Source organism: Paenibacillus rhizosphaerae (assembly GCF_014192015.1).
Classification (GTDB): domain Bacteria; phylum Bacillota; class Bacilli; order Paenibacillales; family Paenibacillaceae; genus Paenibacillus_AQ; species Paenibacillus_AQ rhizosphaerae.
Window position 1 is genome coordinate 521,412 of sequence record NZ_JACHXJ010000003.1, and the last position, 22,437, is coordinate 543,848.

Here is a 22,437-nt window from a genome sequence, read left to right on the forward strand (position 1 = left end):
TCTGGTCCTTCTTAAACAACCTCGATCCAGCGGTTCTTGCCGCAGGTATCCAAACTTCCAGGCCGCTGGAGCTCAAGTCTCAGCAGGTCCCGCAAAAACTCGGGAAGCAAATATTTCGGATCTTCCCCCCGCGAAATCTGCTCGTATCCCGTCCCGAACGTAAACATGTCCAGCGTTCCAACGGTGTACATCCGGTCGTCCTGCAGCGGCTCCCCCTGAAGCGAAATTTGAACAATCCTATCATAAGGGATGCGGCTTGGATCGTACAAGACTTCAATTCCGTCTACCGCGATGTTGCCGAGCACATGGCCGCGGAACCCGAATCCCCGGATTCCCTTGCTCCAATATTCCGGCAGGAGGCTCTCCTCCAGGCTTCGCCGGATATGCTCTCCTTTGAGGCTGATCACGCAGGGATTAATCGGAGATGGGCAGAGCTCGTGAAGCAGTCCCGCCGTGATTTCCCCTTCCGGCAGATCGCCCAGCAGCTGCCCCGTGTTGACAAGCGACAGCGCTGCGCCAGTAAACTGGCGGACCGACTGCGCCAGCAAATTGCCGAACGGCGACTCTCCCATATGCGTCAGGGTCAGCGGCCGGTCCGTAACCGCCACAGGTTCCCTCAGGGCTTCTTCGGCCCGCTCGCGGTGAATTCCAAGGGCCCGGGACACCGTTTCATCCAGGAGGCCGGTATCGACCGGGCGGCATCCTCCCTCAACGACACGGAAACGGCCGTCATCCTGTTGGGTCATGACGACCTTACCGACGTATTGACCGTACTTTCCCGCTGCGCACAGCACCGTGTCCCCAATCCGCAGCGGCTCTTCCAGCAGGTGGTGGGTGTGCCCGCCGAGGATGAGGTCGATGCCGGTAACGCGTTCAGCCATCAGCCGGTCGGTAGACAGTCCGAGATGGGATAAAACGATCACGATGTCGGCCTCCGTACGCAGCCCCTCAACCTGCTCTTGTAACGCTTGCAGCGGCTCCAAGGCATCCCAACCGAGCAATTTGTAGAAGTCGGCGAACGGGGCCGTAGCTCCCGTTATACCGATCCGGATCCCGTCCTTGTCCAGAAGAACGCTTTTCTTCATCCATGCGGGGGGCGCCGAGCTGAGCTGCTCATGGATGTTGCAGCAAACAACCGGGGACTGCAGGCCCGCATAAAGGCGTTCCAGCACGTCCGGCGTAAATGTCAGCCCCTCGTTGTTGCCGATCGTCACCGCCTCATATCCCGTTAAATTCAATATGTCGATGTTCGTCTGGCCCATCGTTCCCTCGGTTTCGACGGCCGTCCGGTCCATATGATCTCCTATATCCACCAGTAAAAGAGGACTCTCCGCCGACTGAGCGCGTTCGGCGGCAGCCAGAGCTGCAATGGAACTAACCGTTTCAAAGTGGCTGTGTATATCATTCGTATGCAGAATTGTGATCGATTTTGCCTGGTTCTGCAGCATCATTGGATAACCTCCCCTTTCACTGTTCTCGCCTTGTTTGGCCCAAATGCTCCTAGGGATAAGCATAACATTTTCAAGGTGGATATGGTATATTGAAGACATGAACTACCACGCCCGAGGAGAGAAAGAAATGCAGCTTGATATTCGATTGTTTGCCGGTCTTGCAGAACGGCTCCAAACCTCTGTTTTACCCTTGTCCGTCGAAGGGGAATCGATTACAGCCGACGGCTTGAAACGAAAGCTGACCGAATTGTACCCGGAGGCTGCCGCGCAGATCTCCGTTTCTTTTGTTGCCGTTAATCAGAATTATGCGCCGGGTGACGCGCTTATTACGGCAGAAGACGAAGTCGCCCTCATTCCGCCTGTATCGGGCGGAGACGGAAGCAGCCCGGTACGTGAAGTATCAGCAAACGGGTTATTCTGTATTACCGATCAGCCGCTGTCCGTTGATGAGGTGACGTCCAAGGTGCTGGACGATAACCACGGCGCCACGCTGTCTTTTGTCGGGACCACCCGGGAAATGACCGGTGAGCAGCGTACCGTTCACTTGGAATACGATGCGTATATCCCGATGGCACTGGCCCAGCTGGAAGTGATCGGCCGGGAAATCGCCGAACGTTGGCTGGGCACGCGCTGTGCGATTTCGCACCGGATCGGTACAGTCGATGTGAAAGAGATCAGCGTCATCATCGCGGTATCGACCGGACACCGGGAGGCTTGTTACGAAGCGAGCCGGTACGCGATTGAGAAGCTCAAACAGTCCGTGCCCATTTGGAAGAAGGAAATTTGGGAGGACGGTTCGGAATGGAAGGGACATCAAAAAGGGCCTTGGGACCCGACGCTCCCCCCTTCCGTCTAAGAAGAGTTCGTTGATAATCCATATATTTCTTGCTAAGATAGATCTCAAAACAATGAGTTCCAATCTGAACAATGAGGTGACGATCAGTTTTGAGAGTTCATGTCACGGAATTACGGCCCGGTGATCGGCTTCAAGCCGATACGTTTAACGATATCGGGCTTCATGTGCTCCACAAAGGCAAGGAACTGAAGCTCGAAGAGATCAGCAAGCTGATCCAGCATGGCATCGCTTATGTAGAGGTTGACCCCTCCCGGCCCGATGACCCGGCCGCTACAGCACCGTTCCTTTCCGGTCAACCTGCTTCAAGGGTGGAAAAACAGGTTGGATTAGCCGTGGACGGGTTTGAGTCGCTGTATCTGGAAGCCCTTTCGACAGGCCGGATCAACACGACCGTCGTCAATGACATTATGGAGCCGCTGGTGGACCGGCTCAGCACTCATACCGACGTGGTCTCCCTCCTCTTGTCCATCAATCCGGAAGACGAATATACATACCAACATTCCGTTCAGGTCGGCATTCTTTCCTACTACATATCAACCTGGCTCGGGTATGCTCCCGAGGAGGCTTACGCAGCCGGAAAGGCGGGTTTTTTGCATGACATCGGCAAATGCCTCGTCCCCGCCGAGCTGTTGTACAAGCCCGGCAAGCTTACGCCGGAAGAATTTGAAGAAATGAAGCGTCATACCGTTTACGGATACGATATCATCCGAAGCTCTACAAACGATGAAATTCCCGCGCTGGTCGCGTTGCAGCATCATGAACGCGACGACGGAAGCGGTTACCCCCACCAGTGCGGCGAGCTTGAAGTCCATCCTTTTTCGCGGATTACCGCGGTGGCCGACGTGTTTAGTGCGATGACAACGAACCGCGTATATCAGACGAAGCAGGAACTGCTGACCGTGCTCCGCGAACTGTACAGCCTCAGCTTCGGGAAGCTGAGCCCCCGGGCAACGCAGGCGTTTATCAGCCATATGCTCCCGAATTTTATCGGCAAGCGGGTCACCCTGACTTCCGGGGAAACCGGCACCATTATCATGACCAATCCGGCGGATTTCTTCCGCCCGCTCGTGAAGACGGAGGTCCGGTTCATTGATCTGTCCTCCGATCGGGATATTGACATCGATCAAATTTATATGTAAACCAGTATCCATACAAAAGAAGCCCTCAGTTGAGGGCTTCTTTTTTTAAACATGTAACCCGAAGAAAAACACCTATCGGCGTACTTTCATCGAAGACAAACCGTGTTTATCAGAAGTTTTTCTTGGGATATAAGGACACCGGGTCTGCCGAAGCTTTTCTTATATCTAAAAAAAGCGCGCTCCGCGAAACCGCCGAAACGGCTGCGCAGAACACGCTTGTTTGCTTCCTATTAACCGATGGAGCCTTCCATCTCGAATTTGATCAGGCGGTTCATTTCGACCGCGTATTCCATCGGGAGCTCCTTCGTGAACGGCTCGATAAAGCCCATAACGATCATTTGCGTCGCTTCAGCTTCGGAGAGACCGCGGCTCATCAAGTAGAAGAGCTGATCTTCCGACACCTTGGATACCGTCGCTTCGTGCTCCAGAACGATGTTGTCGTTCTTGATTTCGTTGTACGGAATCGTATCCGAAGTGGACTCGTTATCCAGGATCAGCGTATCGCACTTGATGTTGGCTTTCGCGCCTTCCGCGTTGCGTCCGAAGGAAGCGAGACCGCGGTAAGTGACCTTGCCGCCGTGCTTACTGATCGACTTCGATACGATTGTGGATGTCGTATCCGGAGCCAGGTGAATCATCTTGGCGCCTGCATCCTGATGCTGGCCTTTGCCTGCAACCGCAATGGACAGCACCATCCCTTTCGCGCCGCGTCCTTTCAGCAGCACTGCCGGATATTTCATCGTCAGCTTGGAGCCGATGTTGCCGTCTACCCATTCCATCGTGGCGTTCTCTTCAGCTACCGCCCGTTTGGTAACGAGGTTGTAGATATTCGGCGCCCAGTTTTGGATCGTCGTGTAACGCACGCGTGCGTTTTTCTTACAAATGATCTCAACGACCGCACTGTGCAGCGAGTTCGTACTGTAGATCGGAGCGGTACAGCCTTCGACATAATGCACGAAGCTGTCTTCGTCCGCAATGATCAGCGTGCGTTCGAATTGGCCCATGTTCTCGGAGTTGATCCGGAAGTAAGCCTGCAGCGGGATTTCGCATTTAACGCCTTTTGGAACGTAAATGAAGCTTCCGCCGGACCATACCGCACTGTTCAGCGCAGCAAATTTGTTATCGGTAGGAGGAACGACAGTCGCAAAGTGCTCTCTGAAAATTTCAGGGTGCTCTTTCAGCGCCGTGTCGGTATCCATGAAGATAACCCCTTGGTCTTCCAGGTCTTTCTGCATGTTGTGATACACAACTTCGGATTCATACTGGGCGGATACACCGGCCAGGAATTTCTGCTCGGCTTCCGGAATACCGAGCTTGTCAAAGGTTTCTTTGATCTCAGCCGGTACTTCCTCCCACGTCTTTCCTTGCTTCTCGGAAGGTCTTACGTAGTACTGGATATCGTTGAAGTCCAGTTCATCCAGGTCGCCGCCCCAGCGAGGCATTGCCATTTTCTCGAACTGCTCCAATGATTTCAGACGGAATTCAAGCATCCATTCCGGCTCATTTTTGATTTTGGAAATTTCGGTAACAATCTCACGGGTAAGTCCTTTACCGGTTTGGAATACCGCTTTATGTTCGTCGCGGAACCCGTATTTATACTCTTCTATTTCAGGCGCTTTTTTAGCCATGAGTATTCAGCCTCCCTATCGTTAATGGTTAATGCGTTCCTCGTCAATACCTTTCCGCAGTGCATTCCAAGCGAGCGTTGCGCATTTAATGCGGGCCGGGAACTTGTTAACTCCGGACAGGGCTTCGATATCTTCGTAATCATCAAAATGAACGTCCTCACCCTGCATCAGCGACGAAAAGCGCGAAGCCAGTTCCTTCGCTTCCTCGAACGTCTTGCCTTTGACCGCTTCGGTCATCATCGAGGCGGAGGACATGCTGATGGAGCAGCCCTCGCCTGTATATCTGGCATCTTTGACAATCCCATTATCGATGATCAGCTGAAGCGAAATTTTGTCGCCGCAGGTCGGGTTGTTCAGATCCACCGTCACGGCTTCATTCTCAAATTTGCCCCGGTTGCGGGGGTTTTTATAATGATCCATTATGACACGCCGGTACAAGTCGTCAAGTTCCATCATCCAAAATACTCCTTTGTCTGGATTAAGGCGCTGATCAGACGATCTACATCTTGTTCGGTATTATATAGATAAAAGCTTGCACGGGCGGTGGCACTGGCCTCAAGCCAACGCATAAGCGGCTGGCAGCAGTGATGCCCTGCGCGGATCGCAACCCCGCTGGCATCCAGAACCGTAGCCACGTCATGCGGATGCACATCTCCCAAATTGAAGGTGACCAAGCCCACTTTACGTACACGTGGACCATACAGCTTCAGGCCTTCAATTTCCGATAACCGCTCGATCGCATACTTCGCGAGCTTCTGCTCATGTTCCTCGATTTGATCCATGCCGATCTCCTCGAGAAAATCGATAGCTGCAGCCAGCCCGACCGCTCCGGCGATTATCGGGGTGCCCCCTTCAAACTTCCAGGGCAGCTCCTTCCAGGAAGAATCGTATAGTCCGACATCGTCAATCATTTCACCGCCGAATTCCACCGGTTCCATGGATTCGAGCAGCGCCTTTTTGCCGTACAGTACACCGATGCCGGTAGGACCGCACATCTTATGGCCGGAGAAGGCGTAGAAGTCGCAATCCAGATCCTGAACATCGATCTTCATGTGAGGCGTGCTCTGGGCTCCGTCCACAACCATATACGCACCGTGGCGGTGGGCCAGCTCGGCAACTTCCTTCACCGGGTTAACCACGCCCATGACATTGGACACATAGCCCATCGCGATGATCTTGGTCTTCTCGGTGACGACTTTCTCAACTTCGGCCAAGGTGACTGAACCGTCTTCTTGTAGTTTAACATATTTCAACGTGGCGCCGGTGGCTTTTGCCACCTGCTGCCAAGGAATTAGATTACTGTGGTGTTCCAGCGGGGTCAGGACGATTTCATCGCCTTCCTTGCAAATCGAGCGCCCGAACGAGGCAGCAACCAGGTTCAGGGCCGTCGTCGTTCCCCGCGTAAAAATAATTTCCTTCGTGCTCTTGGCGTTAATGAACTTAGCTACCTTCTCGCGCGCGCCTTCATAAGCATCCGTTGCACGGCTTCCAAGCGTATGCACCCCGCGGTGCACGTTGGCGTTGTCATGCTCGTAATAGCGTTTGACAGCCTCGATCACAGCGAGCGGTTTCTGGGAAGTTGCCGCATTATCAAGATATACCAGCGGGTGGCCGTTAATTTCCTGATTCAGGATGGGGAACTGCTCGAGAATATCGCGGTTCATTGTCCCAACTTCCCTTCGATCACCGATTGAAGCTGCGTGCGCAGGCCTTCAAGCGGAATCTGAGATACGACAGGTGCCAGGAATCCGTAGATGATCAGGGATTCGGCAACTTCACGGGAAATCCCGCGGGACATCAGGTAATAAATTTGCTCAGGGTTGACCTGGCCGACGGAAGCAGCATGACCTGCTTTAACGTCGTCCTCGTCGATCAGCAGGATCGGGTTGGCGTCACCGCGTGCTTTCGGGCTCAGCATCAGCACTTTCTCCGTTTGCTGTCCGTCGGACTTGGTCGCGCCCTTCTCGATCTTGGTAATGCCGTTGATGATAGCCTGTGCTTCTTCACGCATGACCGCACGGGTGATCATTTGGCTCTCGGAGCTCTTGCCGAAGTGGTTCGCACGAGTCGTGTAGTTCAGCTTCTGGGAACCGGAGCCGACAGCGATGACCTTGGAATCGGACGTCGATCCGTTTCCTTTCAGAATCGAGTAAGTATCGCTGGCCGTATCGCCGCTGTTCATTTCGCCGACGATCCATTCCATGGACGCGTCGTTCTCGATCACAGCACGGCGGTAGCTGATGTCCGTTACGTTCGTACCCAATTGGTGAATCGTCGCAAACCGGACTTTCGCTCCGGACTTGGCAAACACCTCAACGGCGCCGTTATGAGTGACCGGTTTATCCGACGTACCGGATACATAGTTATCCACATAGGTTACCGAGCTGTTCGTATCGGCAATGACCAGAATATGAGGTGCGAAGGTCGCTTCCTCGTCGTCTGTCAGCAGAACGGCCTGCAGCGGTACGGATACCTCCACGTTTTTCGGAACATACAGGAACACTCCGCCGTTCCACAATGCGGCATGAAGTGCGGCAACGGAGCTCTCATCCGCCTTAACAGCCGTATGCAGGTGAGCTTTGACGAGATCCTCATGCTCTTTCACGGCCGTCGCCAGATCGGTGAAAATGACGCCTAGAGCAGCCAGCTCAGGAGACAGCTTCGTATACACGGTTCCGGAATTGCGCTGGATGATCAGGTTCCCCGCTTCCTGGTCCTTGATCAGTTCCCGAATCGATTCAGGGGCCTCGGCCAAGGAAGAAATCGGGCTTACGGATTTGAAGCTTCCGTAGTTTTGGATGTCCCAGCGCTCGATTCTCGTTTTTTCAAGTTTCGGCAACTCGAGGGTTGCCGCGAGTTCCAGTGCTTTCAGACGATTTTCCGTGAGCCAGGCCGGCTCGCTGCTGTTCTTCGACAGCGCGCTCAGGCCTTCAGCGTTAACCGGAAGAATGGTTTGTGTTGTCATAATTCGTTCTCCTCCTTCCGCTCTTGTTTACGCTTCTTGACCTACGGTTTCGTCTTCGATGCCGAGTTCCTCTTTCACCCAATCATAACCTTCCGCTTCCAGGCGCTCCGCCAGTTCCGGACCACCGGATTTCACGATGCGGCCCTGCATCATAACATGTACAAAATCAGGTTTCACATAGTTAAGCAGGCGCTGATAGTGGGTAATAATCAAGAAACCGCGGTCGTCGCTGCGCATGGCATTTACACCGCTGGCTACAATTTTTAAAGCGTCGATATCCAGACCGGAGTCGATTTCGTCCAGGATGACGATGCTTGGTTCAATCATCATCATTTGCAAAATTTCGTTACGCTTCTTCTCACCGCCGGAGAAGCCTTCGTTTAAATAACGATGAGCAAACTCAGGGTTCATATCCAGTTCTTTCATCTTTGCTTCCATTTGACGGATGAAACGAATCAGCGAAATTTCATTGCCCTCTTCACGGCGTGCATTGATGGCACTGCGGAGGAAGTCGGAATTGGTCACGCCCGTAATTTCGCTCGGATACTGCATAGCCAGGAACAGGCCGGCGCGCGCACGCTCGTCAACGCCCATTTCCAGAACGTCTTCGCCGTTCAGAATTACGCTGCCGTCCGTTACTTCATATTTAGGATGTCCCATCAAAGCGGAAGCAAGTGTACTTTTACCGGTACCGTTAGGTCCCATGATGGCGTGGATTTCTCCGCCCTTCATTTCCAGGTTGATGCCTTTCAGGATTTCCTTGCCCTCGATTGTCGCTTTAAGTCCTTCAATGGTGAAATTAGTAGCCATATTCGTTTTTCCCTCCGTTAAATGTTTTGCCGAAATCAGAAAGTCTATTTCAACAGGGACGCGCTCCCCGATTTCAATCAATCATTATTATCAATTTGTAATGAGTCTAAATTGATTCTCAATGATTATCACAATTTTATAATAAATGGCGAATCATATCAACCGCCCGTGGGAGTAAACCTCGTGTTTCATTACAGAAACAGGCTTCGCCGCGGTTGCAGCCAAGCCTGTTTCCTCATAATATCAAATTATTTCCATGGATGCTGTTAATTACTAACGGAATTCGCGGAAATTCTGCAGCATCCGGCAACGGAGCATCGTTCTCGTCACCGGCTGGCGTTTCGTGAACATTCTGCGATATATTTTGGGGCAAGCCCCACAATCCAAGGAACAGCAGCATGGAGGATCCTAACAACCGCGCAGACGCTCGGATTCATAACCGGGAGCAGCCGCCAGAGACCGGATCCCATTTCTCCCTTTCCCGTACGTCCGATTCATGTCTGATCATTCAAAAAGAGCAACGCGGTCTTATACCCTATGCCGTCAAAGGCTTATCCGGGACACAAAAAGTGCGCTGGCGGCCAGCGCACTTCCGGGCTTTCGCGAAAGAAGTCCCCTTATCCCAGGTAAGAACGGAGCATCCACATATGCTTTTCGAAGTCGCTCTTGATCTTGATAAACATATCGGCCGTCGGGTGGTCGCCGGCTTCCTCCGCCAGGCTGATTCCTTCGCTCATTTCCTCGGCCACGGTGGCAAAGTCCTCGATTAGGGTCTGCACCATTTTGCGCTGGTCTTCATTGCCGGAAGCTTCCTGAATGGTCGCGATATCCAGGTATTCCTTCATCGTAGCAGCCGGGCTTCCTTTAATCGTAAGCAGCCGTTCAGCCACTTCGTCCATTTTCAGCGTAATATCGTCGTACAGCTCTTCAAATTTTACGTGGAGGGTAAAGAAATGCTCACCCTTCACATACCAATGGTAATTATGGATTTTGACGTACAGGACGTTCAGGTTCGCAACTTGTTGATTAAGGATTTGCTCCAAAGTAGAGGTTTTCGATTTGGATGACGTTTTTGCCATGAATATCCCTTCCTTTTTTAAGTATATGGCCTTCTCCCTTATTTGCCGCATACAACGGCAGCTCCGGAATCCGGCTGGAGTTTTCGTTTAAGTATGGGGAGGCTCTTCCGAGAGTATTCTGGGCTGCATGCCTCCCTGATCTTATCTTACCCTTCAACCCGCCGCACGAAACAACTGCCCATAAATGGCAGGGTCTTTCGTTTTCAGGCTCTCACTGAAAAAAAGATTCAAAAGAGGCCGGCAATCCGATATACTGTTTTATAACCAAGTGAACAAGTTGGCTTTATTCGCGTTTCCTTATTATACGGAGGTGACTTCCATGTCCACATATCACCCGCTCACCGTCCAAGACGCCATTTCTCTCGTCCGCGGCATTCCGGGGCATTTCACGCCCGATGCGCAGCTGGAATGCAAAGAAATCGGTGACGGCAACCTGAACTTAGTGTTCCATATTACGGACCGGAACAGCGATAAAAGTATCATTGTCAAACAAGCCCTGCCTTATGCGAAGGTGGTCGGGGAATCTTGGCCGTTGTCCCTGGACCGGGCACGTATTGAACGCGAGGCGCTTCAAGTTCAGTACCGCCTGTGCCCCGGACTGGCACCCCAGGTGTTCTCCTACGACGATGACCTGGCGATAACCGTCATGGAAGACCTGAGCGACCATACGATTATGCGCAGAGGGCTGATCGAAGGACAAGCCTACCCGTTGTTTGCCCGCCATATCGGCGAATTTACGGCTAGAACGCTGTTTTATACCTCGGATCTGTTCCTGAACCCGCACGAAAAGAAAGAACAGGTACGTAAATTCATCAACCCGGATCTGTGCAAAATTACCGAAGATTTGATCTTTGACGATCCATACCGGTTTTCCGATAACAACAACTACCCGGACTACCTGGAGGATGAGGCAAAGGAACTGCGGGAGAACGGCAGTCTCCATCTGGAAGTCGCCTTGCTCCGCGAAGCCTTTCTGACCCGGACTGAAGCGCTGCTTCACGGTGACCTGCATACCGGCAGCATTTTTGTCACACCGGAGTCGACCAAAGTCATCGATCCCGAATTTGCCTATTACGGACCGATGGGCTTCGACCTCGGCGCGATCATCGGCAACCTGCTCCTGAACTACGCTTCCCGGCCAGGCTGGGATGCCGCAGAATCGGAAGTTCTCGGCAATCAAGAGCGTCTCCTGCGCATGGTTTCGGACGTATGGTCCGAATTCGAAATCCGCTTCCGCAAGCTGTGGGATGAGGATGCCAAGGGCCCGCTCGCGAAAGCCCCCGGCTACCAGGACGCCTACGTGGCCAAAGTGCTGCGGGATGCCTGCGGATTCGCAGGATGCAAAATGATCCGGCGTATCGTGGGCTTGTCCCATGTGGCCGACATCGACACGATCGCGGACGTGAAGCTGCGGGAGAAGGCGCAGCGTACGGCGCTGGCCATCGGCAAACAGCTCGTACTGGGCAACCGGACCATCCAGTCCGGCGAAGACATCGTCCGGCTGGTGCAGGAAGCCGAGCCGCTTAAAGGAGCTGTCCAATGAGTAAAGACAACCAAGAAAAGACACAACGACGCAGCGAACCGTTAACTTCAGTCAAGTGGGGAGTCGACCGGCTGATCCTGCTGGATCAGCGCCTGCTTCCGGACGCCATCGTCTATCTGGATTTGTTCACACCGGAAGAGGTGTGGGAATCGATTCATGCGATGAAGGTCCGGGGCGCGCCGGCCATCGGCATTGCCGCCGCTTACGGCGTGGTGCTCGGGGCGCGCCAGTATGAAGGCGTCGATCCCGCCGCCTGGGACGACCATGTCGTCAAGGTCAGCGCACACCTGGCCACCTCGCGGCCGACGGCAGTCAATCTGTTCTGGGCGCTGGACCGGATGAAAGGGAAAGCGCATGAGCTGGCCCGCCGGGGAGGCAGCGTTGCCGACCTGAACGAGGCCCTGCTCGCCGAAGCCAACGCGATTCAAGCGGAGGATGAAGAAGTGTGCCGCCGGATCGGGGAGAATGCACTGCCCCTGTTCCGGGACGGCATGGGCGTGCTCACCCACTGCAATGCAGGCGGGCTGGCTACGGCCAAATACGGAACGGCGACCGCGCCGATGTATTTGGCCCAGGAACAGGGCATACATCTGAAAGTGTATGCCGATGAGACGCGTCCCGTGCTGCAGGGCGCGCGGCTGACGGCCTTCGAGCTGCAGCAGGCCGGAATCGACGTGACGCTGCTCTGCGATAACATGGCAGGCATGGTCATGTCCAAGGGATGGGTGCAGGCGGTGATCGTCGGCACCGACCGGGTGGCGGCCAACGGCGACGTCGCCAACAAGATCGGCACTTACAGCCTCGCCGTGCTGGCCAAGGCCCACGGCATTCCGTTCTACGTCGCCTGCCCGTTATCGACGATCGATCTGAACACCCCTACAGGGGACAACATCCCGATCGAAGAGCGGCCGGCCGCGGAAGTGACCGAGGGCTTCGGGAAGCGAACCGCTCCCGAAGGCATCCAGGTCTACAACCCGGCGTTTGACGTCACGCCTCACGAATATGTAACAGCCATCATCACGGAAAAGGGGATCGTCAAAGCGCCGTTCGCCGAGAACCTCGCCGCCCTTTTCCAAGCTTAATGAACATTGCCGGTGTGGCTTCATTTCGGGCTAACATCTGTAAGCGCCGGAATGCAACCGGCTCAGCCAGCCCTGTTCGGGCTGGCTTTTTATTGCTTTCAAGTCGGCTGCCGTGAGGCCCCTACACCATTTTCAACAAAGCTTCATGCCCCGGCATGCCCGGAACGATCCCGAGCGCCTCGGCCTCGATCGTCACCGACTCCAGCGGCGCTTCAAGCAGCTCCTGCAGCGTCTTGACCCCGACGGCCCGGCCTGCAATGATTTTTCGCTCCGCCAGTCTCGTGTTGAGCAGGCCTACGTCCAGCGCCCCGCACATAATGTACCCTTTCGGCGAATTGATTGTGAGCAGCGTCGTCTTGGGCAGCTTGACCTCGACTCCGACAAAGCTGTGCTCCCCCACGGTAATCGGCACCATAGTCACCATTCAGCTGTACACCTCCCCAGGCATGATATCCATCCAGCATCATTGTATTCGCCCGGGGAATGGGTTGACTGTGCGGACGTCCAGACGAAAATGCGCCGCAATAAATAGGAAAAAAGTTGCTTCCCACTCCGACATTAGGACTATGATTCTATTCACATTCATGATATTATTTAGTCACTTTCATATCTAATTTGAACGTATAGTTTGGGGGATCCATGGACAACAATCAATCCAATGACGAATCGGGTTTTTTATTCAACGTCGACATCTTAGTGAAAAGTCCCACTAATGCCCTGGCACTGCAAGAACTCCTCGGCATGCTGAACGGCAACGGGCATATTGCGGATTTTCGCATCAAATCGGGAATTGAACTGGGGCGGATGATTGAATCGATGCTTCAGGACAAACGCAAATCTCTCCTTTCCAAAGAGGAGCCTTCCCCTCCGTCCGCTCCCCCTGCTCCGATTAAGGAACCGGAACTGCGTACAGCGGCCGCGGGGAAAAGTGCGAAGAGCCAGCCGTCCCGAAACCCGGTGCATGGCGGTTTGGACATTTACGATTGGATTCAGGTATATATCCGCGACAACCGGCTGATCCGGCTGACGGCCAACCGGAGCGGGCAGCATATTCATATGCCGTGCCGGATCCTGAATTTTGATGAGGAACATCAGATGCTGAACGTATATCACGTGGATGAGAAACAGGTCTATACCTTTAAGCTGAACGAAGTGGATGAGGTCATCTAGCTGTCGTCAAACAACCATAACGTTTGTCAAAGACGTATTTTCAAGGAAGCCTGACTCCATTTACCGGTAGTTTTTCTTGCAAAATCTAAGGGATGCCGTTTCTCCGAAGCTCATAACACTTAAACAAGCCCGTCTCGGCTGACGAAGCCGAAGACGGGCTTTCTTCTATGCTTTCTGCGATTCGGACGGGTCAGGCTCGTCTGTGCGATGCGGCTTCCGCAATGAGGCAGATCCAGCCGATGATGAAGGCGACGCCGCCGATCGGCGTAATAGCTCCAAGCACTTTGATCCCCGTGATGGCGAGAACATACAGACTTCCGGAAAACAGAATGATTCCGGCCAGCAGCAGCCATCCGGCCCAGGCCAGCTTGCGAGAATCCCCCCATAACCCGGCGACGACCCCAATCAGTATAATCCCCAAGGCGTGCGCCATATGATATTGAACCCCGGTTTCATAGACCTTCATCGCCGACTCCCCGACGATAGGCTCCAGCATGTGGGCCCCGAATGCTCCGATCACCACAGACAGCATCGCCATCAGGGCGCCGGTCAGTATAAATTTGCGCTGCACATCGACAACTCCTTTGGATGTTCCTAATCTACTACAAACTGTTAACTATTTTAACCGATCGGACGTAACCTTTTCCACCACCATGGCTCATAACTGCTCAAATCAGCTTGATTTTTACGGGATCTTATGGAAAAGTAAGAAGCATATCTATCGATTCGAAGGAGAGAGTGATTTCATGGATTCAAACCAGCCTCCGCACCAGCCGGACGGATTCCAGCAGAACCCGGGGCCCCATTCGCCCCATGCTCAGTTCGTTCCCCCTGCTGCGCTGAAGCATTCCGGGCCCGGCATCGCATCCTTTGTCATGGGCCTGGTCAGTTTGCTGGGTTATATCATTAGTGCCGCGGCAGCAGGCGCCATTATGGCTCCTTATCTCGAAGAAGGCATGCTGGACGGTCCGAATTCCAATGCGGTCCTTGGCCTCGGCGTGGTCGGTCTGCTGATGATCGCACTGGTTTTCATCAACGTGGTCGGAACGATTCTGGGCATTGTTGGGACGGCCATTAGGAACCGCAAAAAGATCTTTGCCATCATCGGGCTTATTGTGAATGCCGTCATCGTGCTCAGTATCGGCTTGTTCTTTATATACTTCATGGCCTCTGCCGCAGTCTAGCGGCCTCCTACCCGCAGTCCAGCAGTCTATTAGAAGAAAAGGTGATCTTATGTCTCAAGTCAAAATATTTGCCGACAGCACATGCGACCTTCCTCCCGATTGGATCAAAGCCCATAACATCGGCATTATTCCGCTGTACGTTACGTTTGGAGACCAAAATTACAGGGACGGCGTCGACTTAACGACACCCGAATTGTATGCCAAGGTGGAGGAGACGGGCAGCCTTCCCAAGACCGCCGCTCCGTCTCCTTCCGATTTTATCACGGCATTCACCCCGTTTGTGGAAGAAGGACGGGATATCGTCTACATCAGCCTGTCGTCCGAGCTTTCCTCGACTCATCAAAATGCGCTTATCGCTGCTGACGAGTTTCCGAAAGGAAGAATCACCGTCGTGGACTCGAGGAACCTGACCACCGGAATCGGCCTGCTGGTCATGAAAGCGGTGACCGCAGCAGAACAGGGGAAAAGCGCCCGTGAAATCGCCGATATCGTCGAGACCGTCAAGCCGCTTGTGGAGACCGAATTCGTCATCGATTCCCTGGAATACCTGTACAAGGGCGGACGCTGCTCCGGCATGCAGAACCTCATGAGCAGCCTGCTCAAGATCCGGCCGGTCATCAAGGTGATCGACGGAAAGATGACTCCAGCCTACAAAGTCCGCGGCAAGCGGGAAAAGGCGCTGGAGCAGATGGTGAGCAATGCGCTCGACAAGAAGGACGAGATGGACGACGATCTCATCTTCGTGACCCATTCCATGGCGGCTGAGGACGCGCAAGCGATCAAAGAGCTGCTGGAACAAAAAACCGGCGCCCGCGAGGTTGCCCTCTCGGATGCCGGCTGCGTCATTTCCTCCCACTGCGGTGCCAAAACGATCGGAATCATTTATTCCAAAAAAGCCTGATTTCAGGGCTTTTTTCTTTTACATTAGACGTTTTCTTATTTCTTCGAAGGGTCGATATCCTTCGGATTAAGGCCCGCCCATATATTCGGGATGTCCGCCTGCTCGGGGTTCTCAAACACCAGAAAGGCGGTAGGTAAATACCGTTCCCCGTATTCCGATGACGGTTTGTTTACAATCTCATTGTCCTTGACCAGCACGGTGGAGGACCCTCCGTCCAGATTGGCGGCGATCACCGCCCCGTGCTTCAGCATGATCTGCTGAACGTCGTATAAATTGGCTCCGACGCTGTACGTCGGCTGTCTTCCATCGATGACGACAAACAGGATGGCCCCGTCCTCACGCTGGCCCATGGCGGTCCGCGGCGCGATGCCCCAGCCTTCGGCGGCATTCTTGATGAGTCCTTTGCCGTTGACGATGATCCTCGGCTGAAACGTCACCGCTTCCTGAATCCCCATCCGGTCCAATTCCTTCAGCGAATAATTGCCGGCGATCATTTTGCCGTCACGGTCAATGCCTACCACCTGGGTGGTCGCATTTTTTCCCAATCCGTTGTAATACAGCTTCCCCTGCGATATGACGATGCCGATCGGCTTAAAGCCGTTCCCTTTCCAGTTCGGATCGGCGAATCCGCCTCCGTTCACGCCGGCAATCGCGCCGTAGCGCTTGACCATACTGGAGACTTTCTCGCCTTTGCCGCGCTTTGCAGGAACGCCAAGTCGGATTTTTTTCGGATCGTGAACGGTCATTACATAGCCGTGGTAACCTTTACCCGAGACTTCCTCAATCTCCACAAGAGGCGGCTTCTCCGTCTCCTTGCCGGCTTCGGCGGAAGCCGTCTGGGTTTGCACCGGCAGTTTGATCTGGTGCGTATCCTTTTCGACGCCCATGGCTTCAAACCGCTTGTTGTATTCCGCTACGCGCTTGTTCAGCTCGTCCTGTCCAATAATATACTTCGCCAAATAGCGATGCTGTGTCGTTATGAGCGTATCCGCGATCAGGTAACGAAAATGATTGCCGGATACCGTCAGGAACAACCACGCGACTGCCGCGGCACCGACCAGAACCAGGCTCCAGAACAAGCGTATGCTGAATCGCAGGAAACCTCCCTTTTTCTTTTTCCTTTTCTTTGTCCCTTTTGGAGCGGACCGTTGGTTTCTGACGCTTGAACGTTTGGGCAGCGATGCGTGCTCCATCGTTACTTCCCCCATCTCATTAACTCGGGTCCTAAGTCCCACGTAGAATAGACGCGAAATCAGGGAGGAAGGTTTCATATATTCGGGCATTATCAACAATAATGTACAAATATTTTCCAAAATCGCCGCAGAAAGAAGCACAAAAAAACGCCGAGCCATCTTGGCCCGGCGTCTTCTTATTCGGATTAGTAAGTTGGCCGCTTCAGTTGGTCCAAGCTTTTGAACTCATAGCCCTGCTTACGGGCATCGTCGATGATCCGGGCCAGTGCCTCCGTGTTATCCTTCGAAATGGAGTGCAGCAGAATGACCGCTCCCGGATGCAGCTGCGCCATCACTTGACGGTAGGCATAGTCAGCCCCTTTCTGATCGTTCACGTCCCAATCCTTGTACGCTACGGACCAGAATACCGTCGTATAGCCTTCTGCGCGTGATGCCGCAAGTGTGCGGTCGCTGAAAATCCCCCGGGGAGGACGAACGTATGCCATCTCCTTCTGGCGGGTTGTCCCGGTTACGCTCTGTTTGACCTTATCCAGCTCTTCCTTGAGCTGCGCGTTGGAAATCTGGGTCATATCCGGATGCGTCCAGGAATGATTGCCTACCAGATGGCCCTCGGTTACCATCCGGGTTACGAGTTCTGGCTTGTCCTTCACATAATGTCCCGTCAGGAAAAAGATCGCCGGCACCTTCTTTTCTTTCAAGACGTCCAGTATTTTAGGGGTGAACCCATTTTCATACCCGTTGTCAAACGTCAAATACAGCTCTTTCTGGGTTGTATCCCCCAGGAAGATCGCGCCGTTCTTCTGCAGAATGTCTTTAAAGCCTTCTTCGTTGATGGAAGGTAGCTGACCGTTCCTGCTTTTCTTAAAGCCAAAATGATAAGGGCTGTCCGCAGCCGCTGTCTCCTGGAAAAATCCGCAGCACAGTAACAGTGCGGCAACCGCAGCAAACGCAAAACGCTTCATCTTGAAATTTCCCCCTGCATTGGATTATGGGCACTCAAAGCTATAACGTAATATGCCACATCCGTTACAAAGTTATGTGATATGTTCAAAATGGCAGCCGCCGGAGGACGGATTCGATCACCTGAATAAAGTGCTTAATGTAGAATGGCTTCGTAATGTATTCGATAAAACCTGCCTGTCTCCCCTTAGCGATATCCGATTTCATCGCATAAGAGCTGACGGCTACCACCGGGATTGCCCTTGTCTTCTCGTTGGCCTGGAGGCACGCTAGAGCATCGTATCCATTCATTCCGGGCAGCTGGATGTCCATGATGATCAGATCGGGGCATCTGGCCGTGGCGAACTCTACCGCCTCCTCCCCCGTACTGGCCTCCCACATGGTGGCGTTCGGAATTTTTTTGAAAATATGCCGCAAGAGAGCCATATTAATTCCGTCGTCCTCCACGCATAAAATGTGATAATTGCTCTTCATTTTCTTAAACCTCCCAGCATGAAAAAAAGCCAAAGAAAGAGCATTCCGGCTCCTTCTTTGGCTCATGTTCAGCTCATGGTCGATCCATGTCTGACCCATTACCGCCAGGTGACCGCCTAATCTTGGAATGTGCAGGCAATCACGCTTTTATCTTTATCAAAGTCCCAGTCCACGTAAAAATCGACTATGGTCCGGCCTAAAATTGTCCCGAGCTTGGTTTCTTCCTCGAAATACCGCTTCTCCAGCTTTCTCTTGGTAGTCCGCAATACTTCATCAAAACCGGTACTGATTAATTCCTTCTCGATCAAGATCAGAATTCCTTCCCGAACGACAAATAAAGTTTTGGGATTCATCCACCAGGAATACACCTTCTCCGGTACCTTCTGTACAATGCCTGTAATCCGGCTGATTTCCTTATGTAGTGCTTCACGCCCCGTATAATCCTCGGTTTCGATAGTCTGGTCCGCCATGAGTCCGATAATGATGCCCGAAGCGTTATGTAGTCCCCAGTCATAGTAGATCTCTTCCAGCCGGATATCCATTTCCTTCTCCAGATACGCCTTCAATTCAGGAAGCAAGGACTCCATCAGCAGTTCGCGGGTATATCGAAAAGCTTTCTCCTCTTCCTGGTTTAATAGAAACTTCTCGACCGGCCCGATAAAATTGCGGATATGGAGTGCGATCCCATATTTCCCGACGGATACGTGCACCGATTCCGGCCCTTTGCCGAACCTGTCCCTTAACAGTTTGCCGGTATAAGCCGCGATTTGGTTCGTGTGATTGGCTGTATACAACATGACAGCTCTCTCCTTCTCATCATAGTGCATCGCTTTCGTGAATTCAATTGATTTCATCTTGTGTCATTATCAAGAGGTATATACCCAAAAAGATACCGGGCACAATCAGGTGCGCCCGGCTTACTTCTTTCATTCCTTAGGATGGCGTTATTTATGGGTGTCGGAATCCGTGTCGGAGTCCGGGCCAGAATCGGGATCGGGTTCCTTCGGATCCGGCTCGCTTCGTTCCGCCTGTGCAGAATCTGCTTCCTCCTGCTGCTGTCCTGTAGGGCCGGACAGTCTATGGCGCTCCTCTTTCCAAGTCTTCCTCCGCTCGGCGGCTTCAGCCCGTTGCTGCTTCCGGCCTTTGCGGACGATCCAAACGATAAGGAGCACGATCGCGGCAAGAATCAGTACAGGAACGGCTCCCGACAGGATGACGATGATCCACTGGACCATCTGCGTCAGCACGTCCATGCTTCCCTGCAGCGCATCTCCCGCACGCTTGCCAAGGGGGGCCTGCTGCCGATCGGGCTCGGCTTTGGGCAGCGTCTTCTCAGGCTGGTAAATGCGCAGCTCCACCGTGGAATAAGCCACATTCTGATCAATATAGCGCATGCGGCCCTTGATCTGCTCGATCTCTTCCTGAACCCTCTCCAGCTCTTTAGCAAACGCCACGAGGTCGCTGGTCTTCGTGGCCTTTTTCATAAAAGCGATATACTGCTCCTCCATAATCTGCTTGGCTTTGAGCCTTGCCTGCAGATCCACGTATTCCTCGGACACGTCCTGGCCTTCAATGCTGCGCTGAAGGGAATCGTGCTTGATCTGCTCAAGCCGGCTCAAAAAGGACGAGAAGCCCGATGCAGGAACCTTGAGAATAAAGGTACCGCCCCGCTCACTGGCTGAATCCGTTTCGGAAAAATTGACGATATAACCGCCCGACAGCGTTACCATATTTCTCACCTCGGTCTGCGCCTTGGCATAGTCCTGAATCTCCATTACCAGATGCGCCTTATAGATGAGCTTCTTGTTTAACCCGCCGGCCAGGTCCTGGGCGGTGAAGCCGGCCTCCGGCGCCGTGTCCGCCTCCAAAGCCTTTACCGTATCGGCCTGCTTCGCGTCGGCCGAATTCGCCGGCGTCTGCACAGCCGTCGATGCTGCCGAGGATTGCTGGTCCTGAACTGCAGCAGTGTTCGCCGCATGGTCTGAGACAGCGGAGCTTTCGACGGTCCCGCCGGCGCTGCTGGCGCTGTCCTTTGAACTCCCCGACGAGCAGCCGGTAACCAACAGAATAACTAACATGAATGCAGCAAGCCATGACCCCCAAGTGCGCATACTTCATTCCTCCTCAGAAATGGAAAATATTTTATATTTTCCTATCTAACGTCAGAAGGACTTCGAAGGTTGCGGCCCTAAAAAGAAAAAAGGCCCCCGGGTGTAACCCGGAAGGCTCCTAGGCTTCATTTATATGCGTATAGATTCGCCGGATCACAATCAGGTCGCGGATACGCCGCCGTCGATGGCCAGCTCGGCGCCGGTAATAAAGGAGGATTCGTCGGATGCCAGGAACAGCACGCCGGCCGCAATGTTCTCCGGTTTGCCCAAGCGAGGCAGCGGCGTTTTGGAGCGGAACCAGCCCGTCATCTGGTCGCTCGCAAACAATCCTTCCGTCATCGGGGTTTCAATGTACCCGGGATGGATCGAATTGCAGCGGATATTGTCCTTGCCGTAATCTACGGCCACTGCCTTCGTCAGCATCCGGACAGCGCCCTTACTTGCGGTGTAAGGTCCTGCTCCGTTGCTTCCCGTCAGCCCGGCAATCGAAGAAATATTGATGATAGAGCCTCCGCCCCCGCGCTGCATCACCGGTACCACGTATTTCAAACCGAGAAAGCCGCCTGTCAGGTTGATGGACATCACCTTGTCCCAATCCTGCATGGTCGTGTCCACGAGCGATTTGGCCAGCGAGATGCCGGCATTATTGACGAGAACGTCGATCGTGCCGAACGCTTTGACCGTTTCGTCCACGATATGCTGCCACTCCTCCTCGGAGGTAACGTTATGACGGAATCCGATAGCCTCTCCGCCCTGCTGCTTGATCTCCTCCACGACAGCCTGGATTTTGTCCTCCTGAATGTCGGTGACGACCACCTTGGCCCCTTCCTGTGCCAACAGAATGGCATCCGCCTTGCCCATGCCTCCGGCTGCTCCGGTGACGATCGCGACTTTCCCCTGTACTCTGCCCATATTGTTAAGACTCCCTTCTCCTATTTTCTCCACAATGATTACGAACGAGGCAATATCCAGCCCAGGTCGGGCGGGCATTACCTTGTAAAACCAAAGGTCGTGATAGTGATACTATCATGACAAAACCAATTATATCACTGCACATTTTTCACTTCAATCTTTGTCACATTTATCCCTTCGGTTCCCGGTTGGCGTACACCGGGGCCACGTTGACTTCTCCTGGCGGTTTTGATAGCATTTTTTACGATTTTATCTTTACATCCGGAAGGCGAGTTGACTCACAATTATGGATCCGAAGACAAGATGGGAACAGGAACGGCTGGAAGGTAAAAAAGCGCGAGAGAGCAGCATTATCGAAGCAGCGGAGCGGGTCTTCAACCGCAAAGGGATCGATAAAGCGACCATGCGGGATATCGCTGCGGAAGACAACGTAGGCATCGCCACGGTGTTCCGATATTTTCCAAAGAAGGACAAGCTGATCGTCGCGGTCGCCACGCATTTGATCAGCCTGGAGGAAGAGGCGTTCCGGGCGATTGCCGCCACACCGGTGACGGGCATCGACAAGCTCGAAGCGCTGCTGGATCATTTCCTGAATCTCCAACTGCCGGAATTGAGCAGCAGGAGCCGGTTCCTTGAGGCGTTTGAAAGCTATGCCGCCCAGCAGGCCGAGCCGCTGGAGGATATTCAGCAGTACAACGACGTCCACCGCAGGGTTTCCGAAGCATTCGCCGAAATTATTTCCAGCTGCATTCAGGACGGCTCGGTGCGCTCAGATCTCCCCATGGAAGAAACCCTGTCGACCGTGGTCAATGCGTTCGGCATCTTTTCGAAAAAGCTGTCTCTGCAGCGCAGCATCGTGATGTTTGAGTCCATCGTCAGCGCGGACGTCCAGCTGGACCTGCTGAAACGGATGTTTCTCGACTATTTGCGAAACCCGGGGTCTTCCTCTTCAAATGTATAACATCCCATGAACAAACAA

Annotated in this window: 23 protein-coding genes; 8 read left to right on the forward strand and 15 right to left on the reverse strand. The window is 53.4% G+C overall.

Going from position 1 to position 22,437, the window contains the following annotated elements:
* Positions 1–11: 11 nt before the first annotated feature.
* Positions 12–1,451 carry a bifunctional metallophosphatase/5'-nucleotidase gene (locus tag FHS19_RS19040; protein WP_183583411.1) on the reverse strand — a complete coding sequence of 480 codons (1,440 nt, stop codon included), beginning with the start codon at positions 1,449–1,451 and terminating at the stop codon, positions 12–14.
* A gap of 127 nt (positions 1,452–1,578) precedes the next feature.
* Here FHS19_RS19040 and FHS19_RS19045 point away from each other — a divergent pair, with 127 nt between their 5' ends.
* Together FHS19_RS19045 and FHS19_RS19050 are read left to right on the forward strand one after the other, a co-directional pair.
* The gene (locus FHS19_RS19045) at positions 1,579–2,307 is read left to right on the forward strand and encodes a molybdenum cofactor biosynthesis protein MoaE (RefSeq protein ID WP_183583412.1); all 729 of its coding nucleotides are present in this window, start codon (positions 1,579–1,581) and stop codon (positions 2,305–2,307) included.
* Between the two features lie 89 nt (positions 2,308–2,396).
* Positions 2,397–3,446: an HD-GYP domain-containing protein gene (locus FHS19_RS19050; RefSeq protein WP_183583413.1), complete on the forward strand. Its 1,050-nt coding sequence runs from the start codon at positions 2,397–2,399 to the stop codon at positions 3,444–3,446.
* Between the two features lie 230 nt (positions 3,447–3,676).
* Here the strand turns inward: FHS19_RS19050 and sufB are convergent, their stop codons facing one another.
* The 6 genes from sufB to FHS19_RS19080 all read right to left on the reverse strand — a co-directional run bounded on the left by sufB (position 3,677) and on the right by FHS19_RS19080 (position 9,928).
* A complete protein-coding gene (gene sufB / locus FHS19_RS19055) occupies positions 3,677–5,074 on the reverse strand; it encodes a Fe-S cluster assembly protein SufB (RefSeq protein WP_183583414.1) in 1,398 nt (465 codons plus the stop codon).
* A 21-nt stretch (positions 5,075–5,095) separates the two neighbouring features.
* Entirely contained in the window at positions 5,096–5,527 is a 432-nt protein-coding gene (gene sufU, locus FHS19_RS19060; RefSeq protein ID WP_183583957.1) for a Fe-S cluster assembly sulfur transfer protein SufU, read from the reverse strand.
* Positions 5,527–6,738 carry a cysteine desulfurase gene (locus FHS19_RS19065; protein WP_183583415.1) on the reverse strand — a complete coding sequence of 404 codons (1,212 nt, stop codon included), beginning with the start codon at positions 6,736–6,738 and terminating at the stop codon, positions 5,527–5,529. Before FHS19_RS19065 ends, sufU begins: the two co-directional genes overlap by 1 nt.
* On the reverse strand, positions 6,735–8,039 hold the full coding sequence (gene sufD / locus FHS19_RS19070; RefSeq protein ID WP_183583416.1) for a Fe-S cluster assembly protein SufD: 1,305 nt from the start codon (positions 8,037–8,039) through the stop codon (positions 6,735–6,737). Before sufD ends, FHS19_RS19065 begins: the two co-directional genes overlap by 4 nt.
* Positions 8,040–8,066: 27 nt before the next feature.
* Positions 8,067–8,849: a Fe-S cluster assembly ATPase SufC gene (sufC, locus tag FHS19_RS19075; protein WP_183583417.1), complete on the reverse strand. Its 783-nt coding sequence runs from the start codon at positions 8,847–8,849 to the stop codon at positions 8,067–8,069.
* Positions 8,850–9,466: 617 nt separating this feature from the next.
* Complete coding sequence (locus FHS19_RS19080) at positions 9,467–9,928, reverse strand: Dps family protein (RefSeq protein ID WP_183583418.1); 462 nt, start codon at positions 9,926–9,928, stop codon at positions 9,467–9,469.
* Between the two features lie 319 nt (positions 9,929–10,247).
* Between FHS19_RS19080 and mtnK the strand changes: the two genes are divergently transcribed.
* On the forward strand, positions 10,248–11,471 hold the full coding sequence (mtnK, locus tag FHS19_RS19085) for an S-methyl-5-thioribose kinase (RefSeq protein ID WP_183583419.1): 1,224 nt from the start codon (positions 10,248–10,250) through the stop codon (positions 11,469–11,471).
* The gene (gene mtnA, locus FHS19_RS19090) at positions 11,468–12,553 is read left to right on the forward strand and encodes an S-methyl-5-thioribose-1-phosphate isomerase (RefSeq protein ID WP_183583420.1); all 1,086 of its coding nucleotides are present in this window, start codon (positions 11,468–11,470) and stop codon (positions 12,551–12,553) included. Before mtnK ends, mtnA begins: the two co-directional genes overlap by 4 nt.
* 121 nt (positions 12,554–12,674) lie before the next feature.
* Here mtnA and FHS19_RS19095 read toward each other — a convergent pair whose 3' ends face one another.
* Complete coding sequence (locus tag FHS19_RS19095) at positions 12,675–12,977, reverse strand: YunC family protein (RefSeq protein ID WP_183583421.1); 303 nt, start codon at positions 12,975–12,977, stop codon at positions 12,675–12,677.
* A gap of 215 nt (positions 12,978–13,192) precedes the next feature.
* On the opposite strand from FHS19_RS19095, the gene FHS19_RS19100 reads away from it, so the two are divergent.
* Entirely contained in the window at positions 13,193–13,723 is a 531-nt protein-coding gene (locus tag FHS19_RS19100; protein WP_183583422.1) for a hypothetical protein, read from the forward strand.
* A 190-nt stretch (positions 13,724–13,913) separates the two neighbouring features.
* On the opposite strand, the gene FHS19_RS19105 is transcribed toward FHS19_RS19100, so the two are convergent.
* On the reverse strand, positions 13,914–14,294 hold the full coding sequence (locus FHS19_RS19105) for a DUF423 domain-containing protein (RefSeq protein ID WP_183583423.1): 381 nt from the start codon (positions 14,292–14,294) through the stop codon (positions 13,914–13,916).
* Between the two features lie 175 nt (positions 14,295–14,469).
* Between FHS19_RS19105 and FHS19_RS19110 the strand changes: the two genes are divergently transcribed.
* Together FHS19_RS19110 and FHS19_RS19115 are read left to right on the forward strand one after the other, a co-directional pair.
* On the forward strand, positions 14,470–14,907 hold the full coding sequence (locus tag FHS19_RS19110) for a hypothetical protein (protein WP_183583424.1): 438 nt from the start codon (positions 14,470–14,472) through the stop codon (positions 14,905–14,907).
* Between the two features lie 49 nt (positions 14,908–14,956).
* Positions 14,957–15,808 carry a DegV family protein gene (locus tag FHS19_RS19115; RefSeq protein ID WP_183583425.1) on the forward strand — a complete coding sequence of 284 codons (852 nt, stop codon included), beginning with the start codon at positions 14,957–14,959 and terminating at the stop codon, positions 15,806–15,808.
* Positions 15,809–15,843: 35 nt separating this feature from the next.
* Here FHS19_RS19115 and FHS19_RS19120 read toward each other — a convergent pair whose 3' ends face one another.
* The 6 genes from FHS19_RS19120 to FHS19_RS19145 form a co-directional block, all read right to left on the reverse strand.
* On the reverse strand, positions 15,844–17,001 hold the full coding sequence (locus FHS19_RS19120) for a phosphodiester glycosidase family protein (protein WP_183583426.1): 1,158 nt from the start codon (positions 16,999–17,001) through the stop codon (positions 15,844–15,846).
* Between the two features lie 185 nt (positions 17,002–17,186).
* On the reverse strand, positions 17,187–17,963 hold the full coding sequence (gene pdaA, locus FHS19_RS19125) for a delta-lactam-biosynthetic de-N-acetylase (RefSeq protein ID WP_183583427.1): 777 nt from the start codon (positions 17,961–17,963) through the stop codon (positions 17,187–17,189).
* 85 nt (positions 17,964–18,048) lie between these two features.
* Positions 18,049–18,435: a response regulator gene (locus tag FHS19_RS19130; RefSeq protein WP_183583428.1), complete on the reverse strand. Its 387-nt coding sequence runs from the start codon at positions 18,433–18,435 to the stop codon at positions 18,049–18,051.
* A 116-nt stretch (positions 18,436–18,551) separates the two neighbouring features.
* A complete protein-coding gene (locus FHS19_RS19135) occupies positions 18,552–19,232 on the reverse strand; it encodes a Na-translocating system protein MpsC family protein (RefSeq protein WP_183583429.1) in 681 nt (226 codons plus the stop codon).
* Positions 19,233–19,379: 147 nt separating this feature from the next.
* Positions 19,380–20,546: a DUF4349 domain-containing protein gene (locus tag FHS19_RS19140; RefSeq protein WP_183583430.1), complete on the reverse strand. Its 1,167-nt coding sequence runs from the start codon at positions 20,544–20,546 to the stop codon at positions 19,380–19,382.
* A gap of 159 nt (positions 20,547–20,705) precedes the next feature.
* Positions 20,706–21,458 (reverse strand): SDR family NAD(P)-dependent oxidoreductase, encoded by a 753-nt coding sequence (locus FHS19_RS19145; RefSeq protein WP_183583431.1) that lies wholly within the window; start codon positions 21,456–21,458, stop codon positions 20,706–20,708.
* A gap of 286 nt (positions 21,459–21,744) precedes the next feature.
* Between FHS19_RS19145 and FHS19_RS19150 the strand changes: the two genes are divergently transcribed.
* Positions 21,745–22,419: a TetR/AcrR family transcriptional regulator gene (locus tag FHS19_RS19150; RefSeq protein WP_183583432.1), complete on the forward strand. Its 675-nt coding sequence runs from the start codon at positions 21,745–21,747 to the stop codon at positions 22,417–22,419.
* The last annotated feature ends 18 nt before the right edge of the window (positions 22,420–22,437 follow it).

Excerpts from the sequence above, each read along its gene's own strand:
- FHS19_RS19080 (WP_183583418.1), bottom strand. The coding sequence starts at position 9,928 with ATGGCAAAAACGTCATCCAAATCGAAAACCTCTACTTTGGAGCAAATC.
- mtnK (WP_183583419.1), top strand. The coding sequence starts at position 10,248 with ATGTCCACATATCACCCGCTCACCGTCCAAGACGCCATTTCTCTCGTC.
- FHS19_RS19130 (WP_183583428.1), bottom strand. The coding sequence starts at position 18,435 with ATGAAGAGCAATTATCACATTTTATGCGTGGAGGACGACGGAATTAAT.
- FHS19_RS19040 (WP_183583411.1), bottom strand. The coding sequence starts at position 1,451 with ATGATGCTGCAGAACCAGGCAAAATCGATCACAATTCTGCATACGAAT.
- FHS19_RS19095 (WP_183583421.1), bottom strand. The coding sequence starts at position 12,977 with ATGGTGACTATGGTGCCGATTACCGTGGGGGAGCACAGCTTTGTCGGA.
- FHS19_RS19120 (WP_183583426.1), bottom strand. The coding sequence starts at position 17,001 with ATGGAGCACGCATCGCTGCCCAAACGTTCAAGCGTCAGAAACCAACGG.
- sufC (WP_183583417.1), bottom strand. The coding sequence starts at position 8,849 with ATGGCTACTAATTTCACCATTGAAGGACTTAAAGCGACAATCGAGGGC.
- FHS19_RS19115 (WP_183583425.1), top strand. The coding sequence starts at position 14,957 with ATGTCTCAAGTCAAAATATTTGCCGACAGCACATGCGACCTTCCTCCC.
- FHS19_RS19110 (WP_183583424.1), top strand. The coding sequence starts at position 14,470 with ATGGATTCAAACCAGCCTCCGCACCAGCCGGACGGATTCCAGCAGAAC.
- FHS19_RS19065 (WP_183583415.1), bottom strand. The coding sequence starts at position 6,738 with ATGAACCGCGATATTCTCGAGCAGTTCCCCATCCTGAATCAGGAAATT.
- FHS19_RS19135 (WP_183583429.1), bottom strand. The coding sequence starts at position 19,232 with ATGTTGTATACAGCCAATCACACGAACCAAATCGCGGCTTATACCGGC.
- FHS19_RS19140 (WP_183583430.1), bottom strand. The coding sequence starts at position 20,546 with ATGCGCACTTGGGGGTCATGGCTTGCTGCATTCATGTTAGTTATTCTG.
- sufD (WP_183583416.1), bottom strand. The coding sequence starts at position 8,039 with ATGACAACACAAACCATTCTTCCGGTTAACGCTGAAGGCCTGAGCGCG.
- pdaA (WP_183583427.1), bottom strand. The coding sequence starts at position 17,963 with ATGAAGCGTTTTGCGTTTGCTGCGGTTGCCGCACTGTTACTGTGCTGC.
- FHS19_RS19150 (WP_183583432.1), top strand. The coding sequence starts at position 21,745 with ATGGATCCGAAGACAAGATGGGAACAGGAACGGCTGGAAGGTAAAAAA.
- FHS19_RS19100 (WP_183583422.1), top strand. The coding sequence starts at position 13,193 with ATGGACAACAATCAATCCAATGACGAATCGGGTTTTTTATTCAACGTC.
- mtnA (WP_183583420.1), top strand. The coding sequence starts at position 11,468 with ATGAGTAAAGACAACCAAGAAAAGACACAACGACGCAGCGAACCGTTA.
- sufB (WP_183583414.1), bottom strand. The coding sequence starts at position 5,074 with ATGGCTAAAAAAGCGCCTGAAATAGAAGAGTATAAATACGGGTTCCGC.
- FHS19_RS19045 (WP_183583412.1), top strand. The coding sequence starts at position 1,579 with ATGCAGCTTGATATTCGATTGTTTGCCGGTCTTGCAGAACGGCTCCAA.
- sufU (WP_183583957.1), bottom strand. The coding sequence starts at position 5,527 with ATGGAACTTGACGACTTGTACCGGCGTGTCATAATGGATCATTATAAA.
- FHS19_RS19145 (WP_183583431.1), bottom strand. The coding sequence starts at position 21,458 with ATGGGCAGAGTACAGGGGAAAGTCGCGATCGTCACCGGAGCAGCCGGA.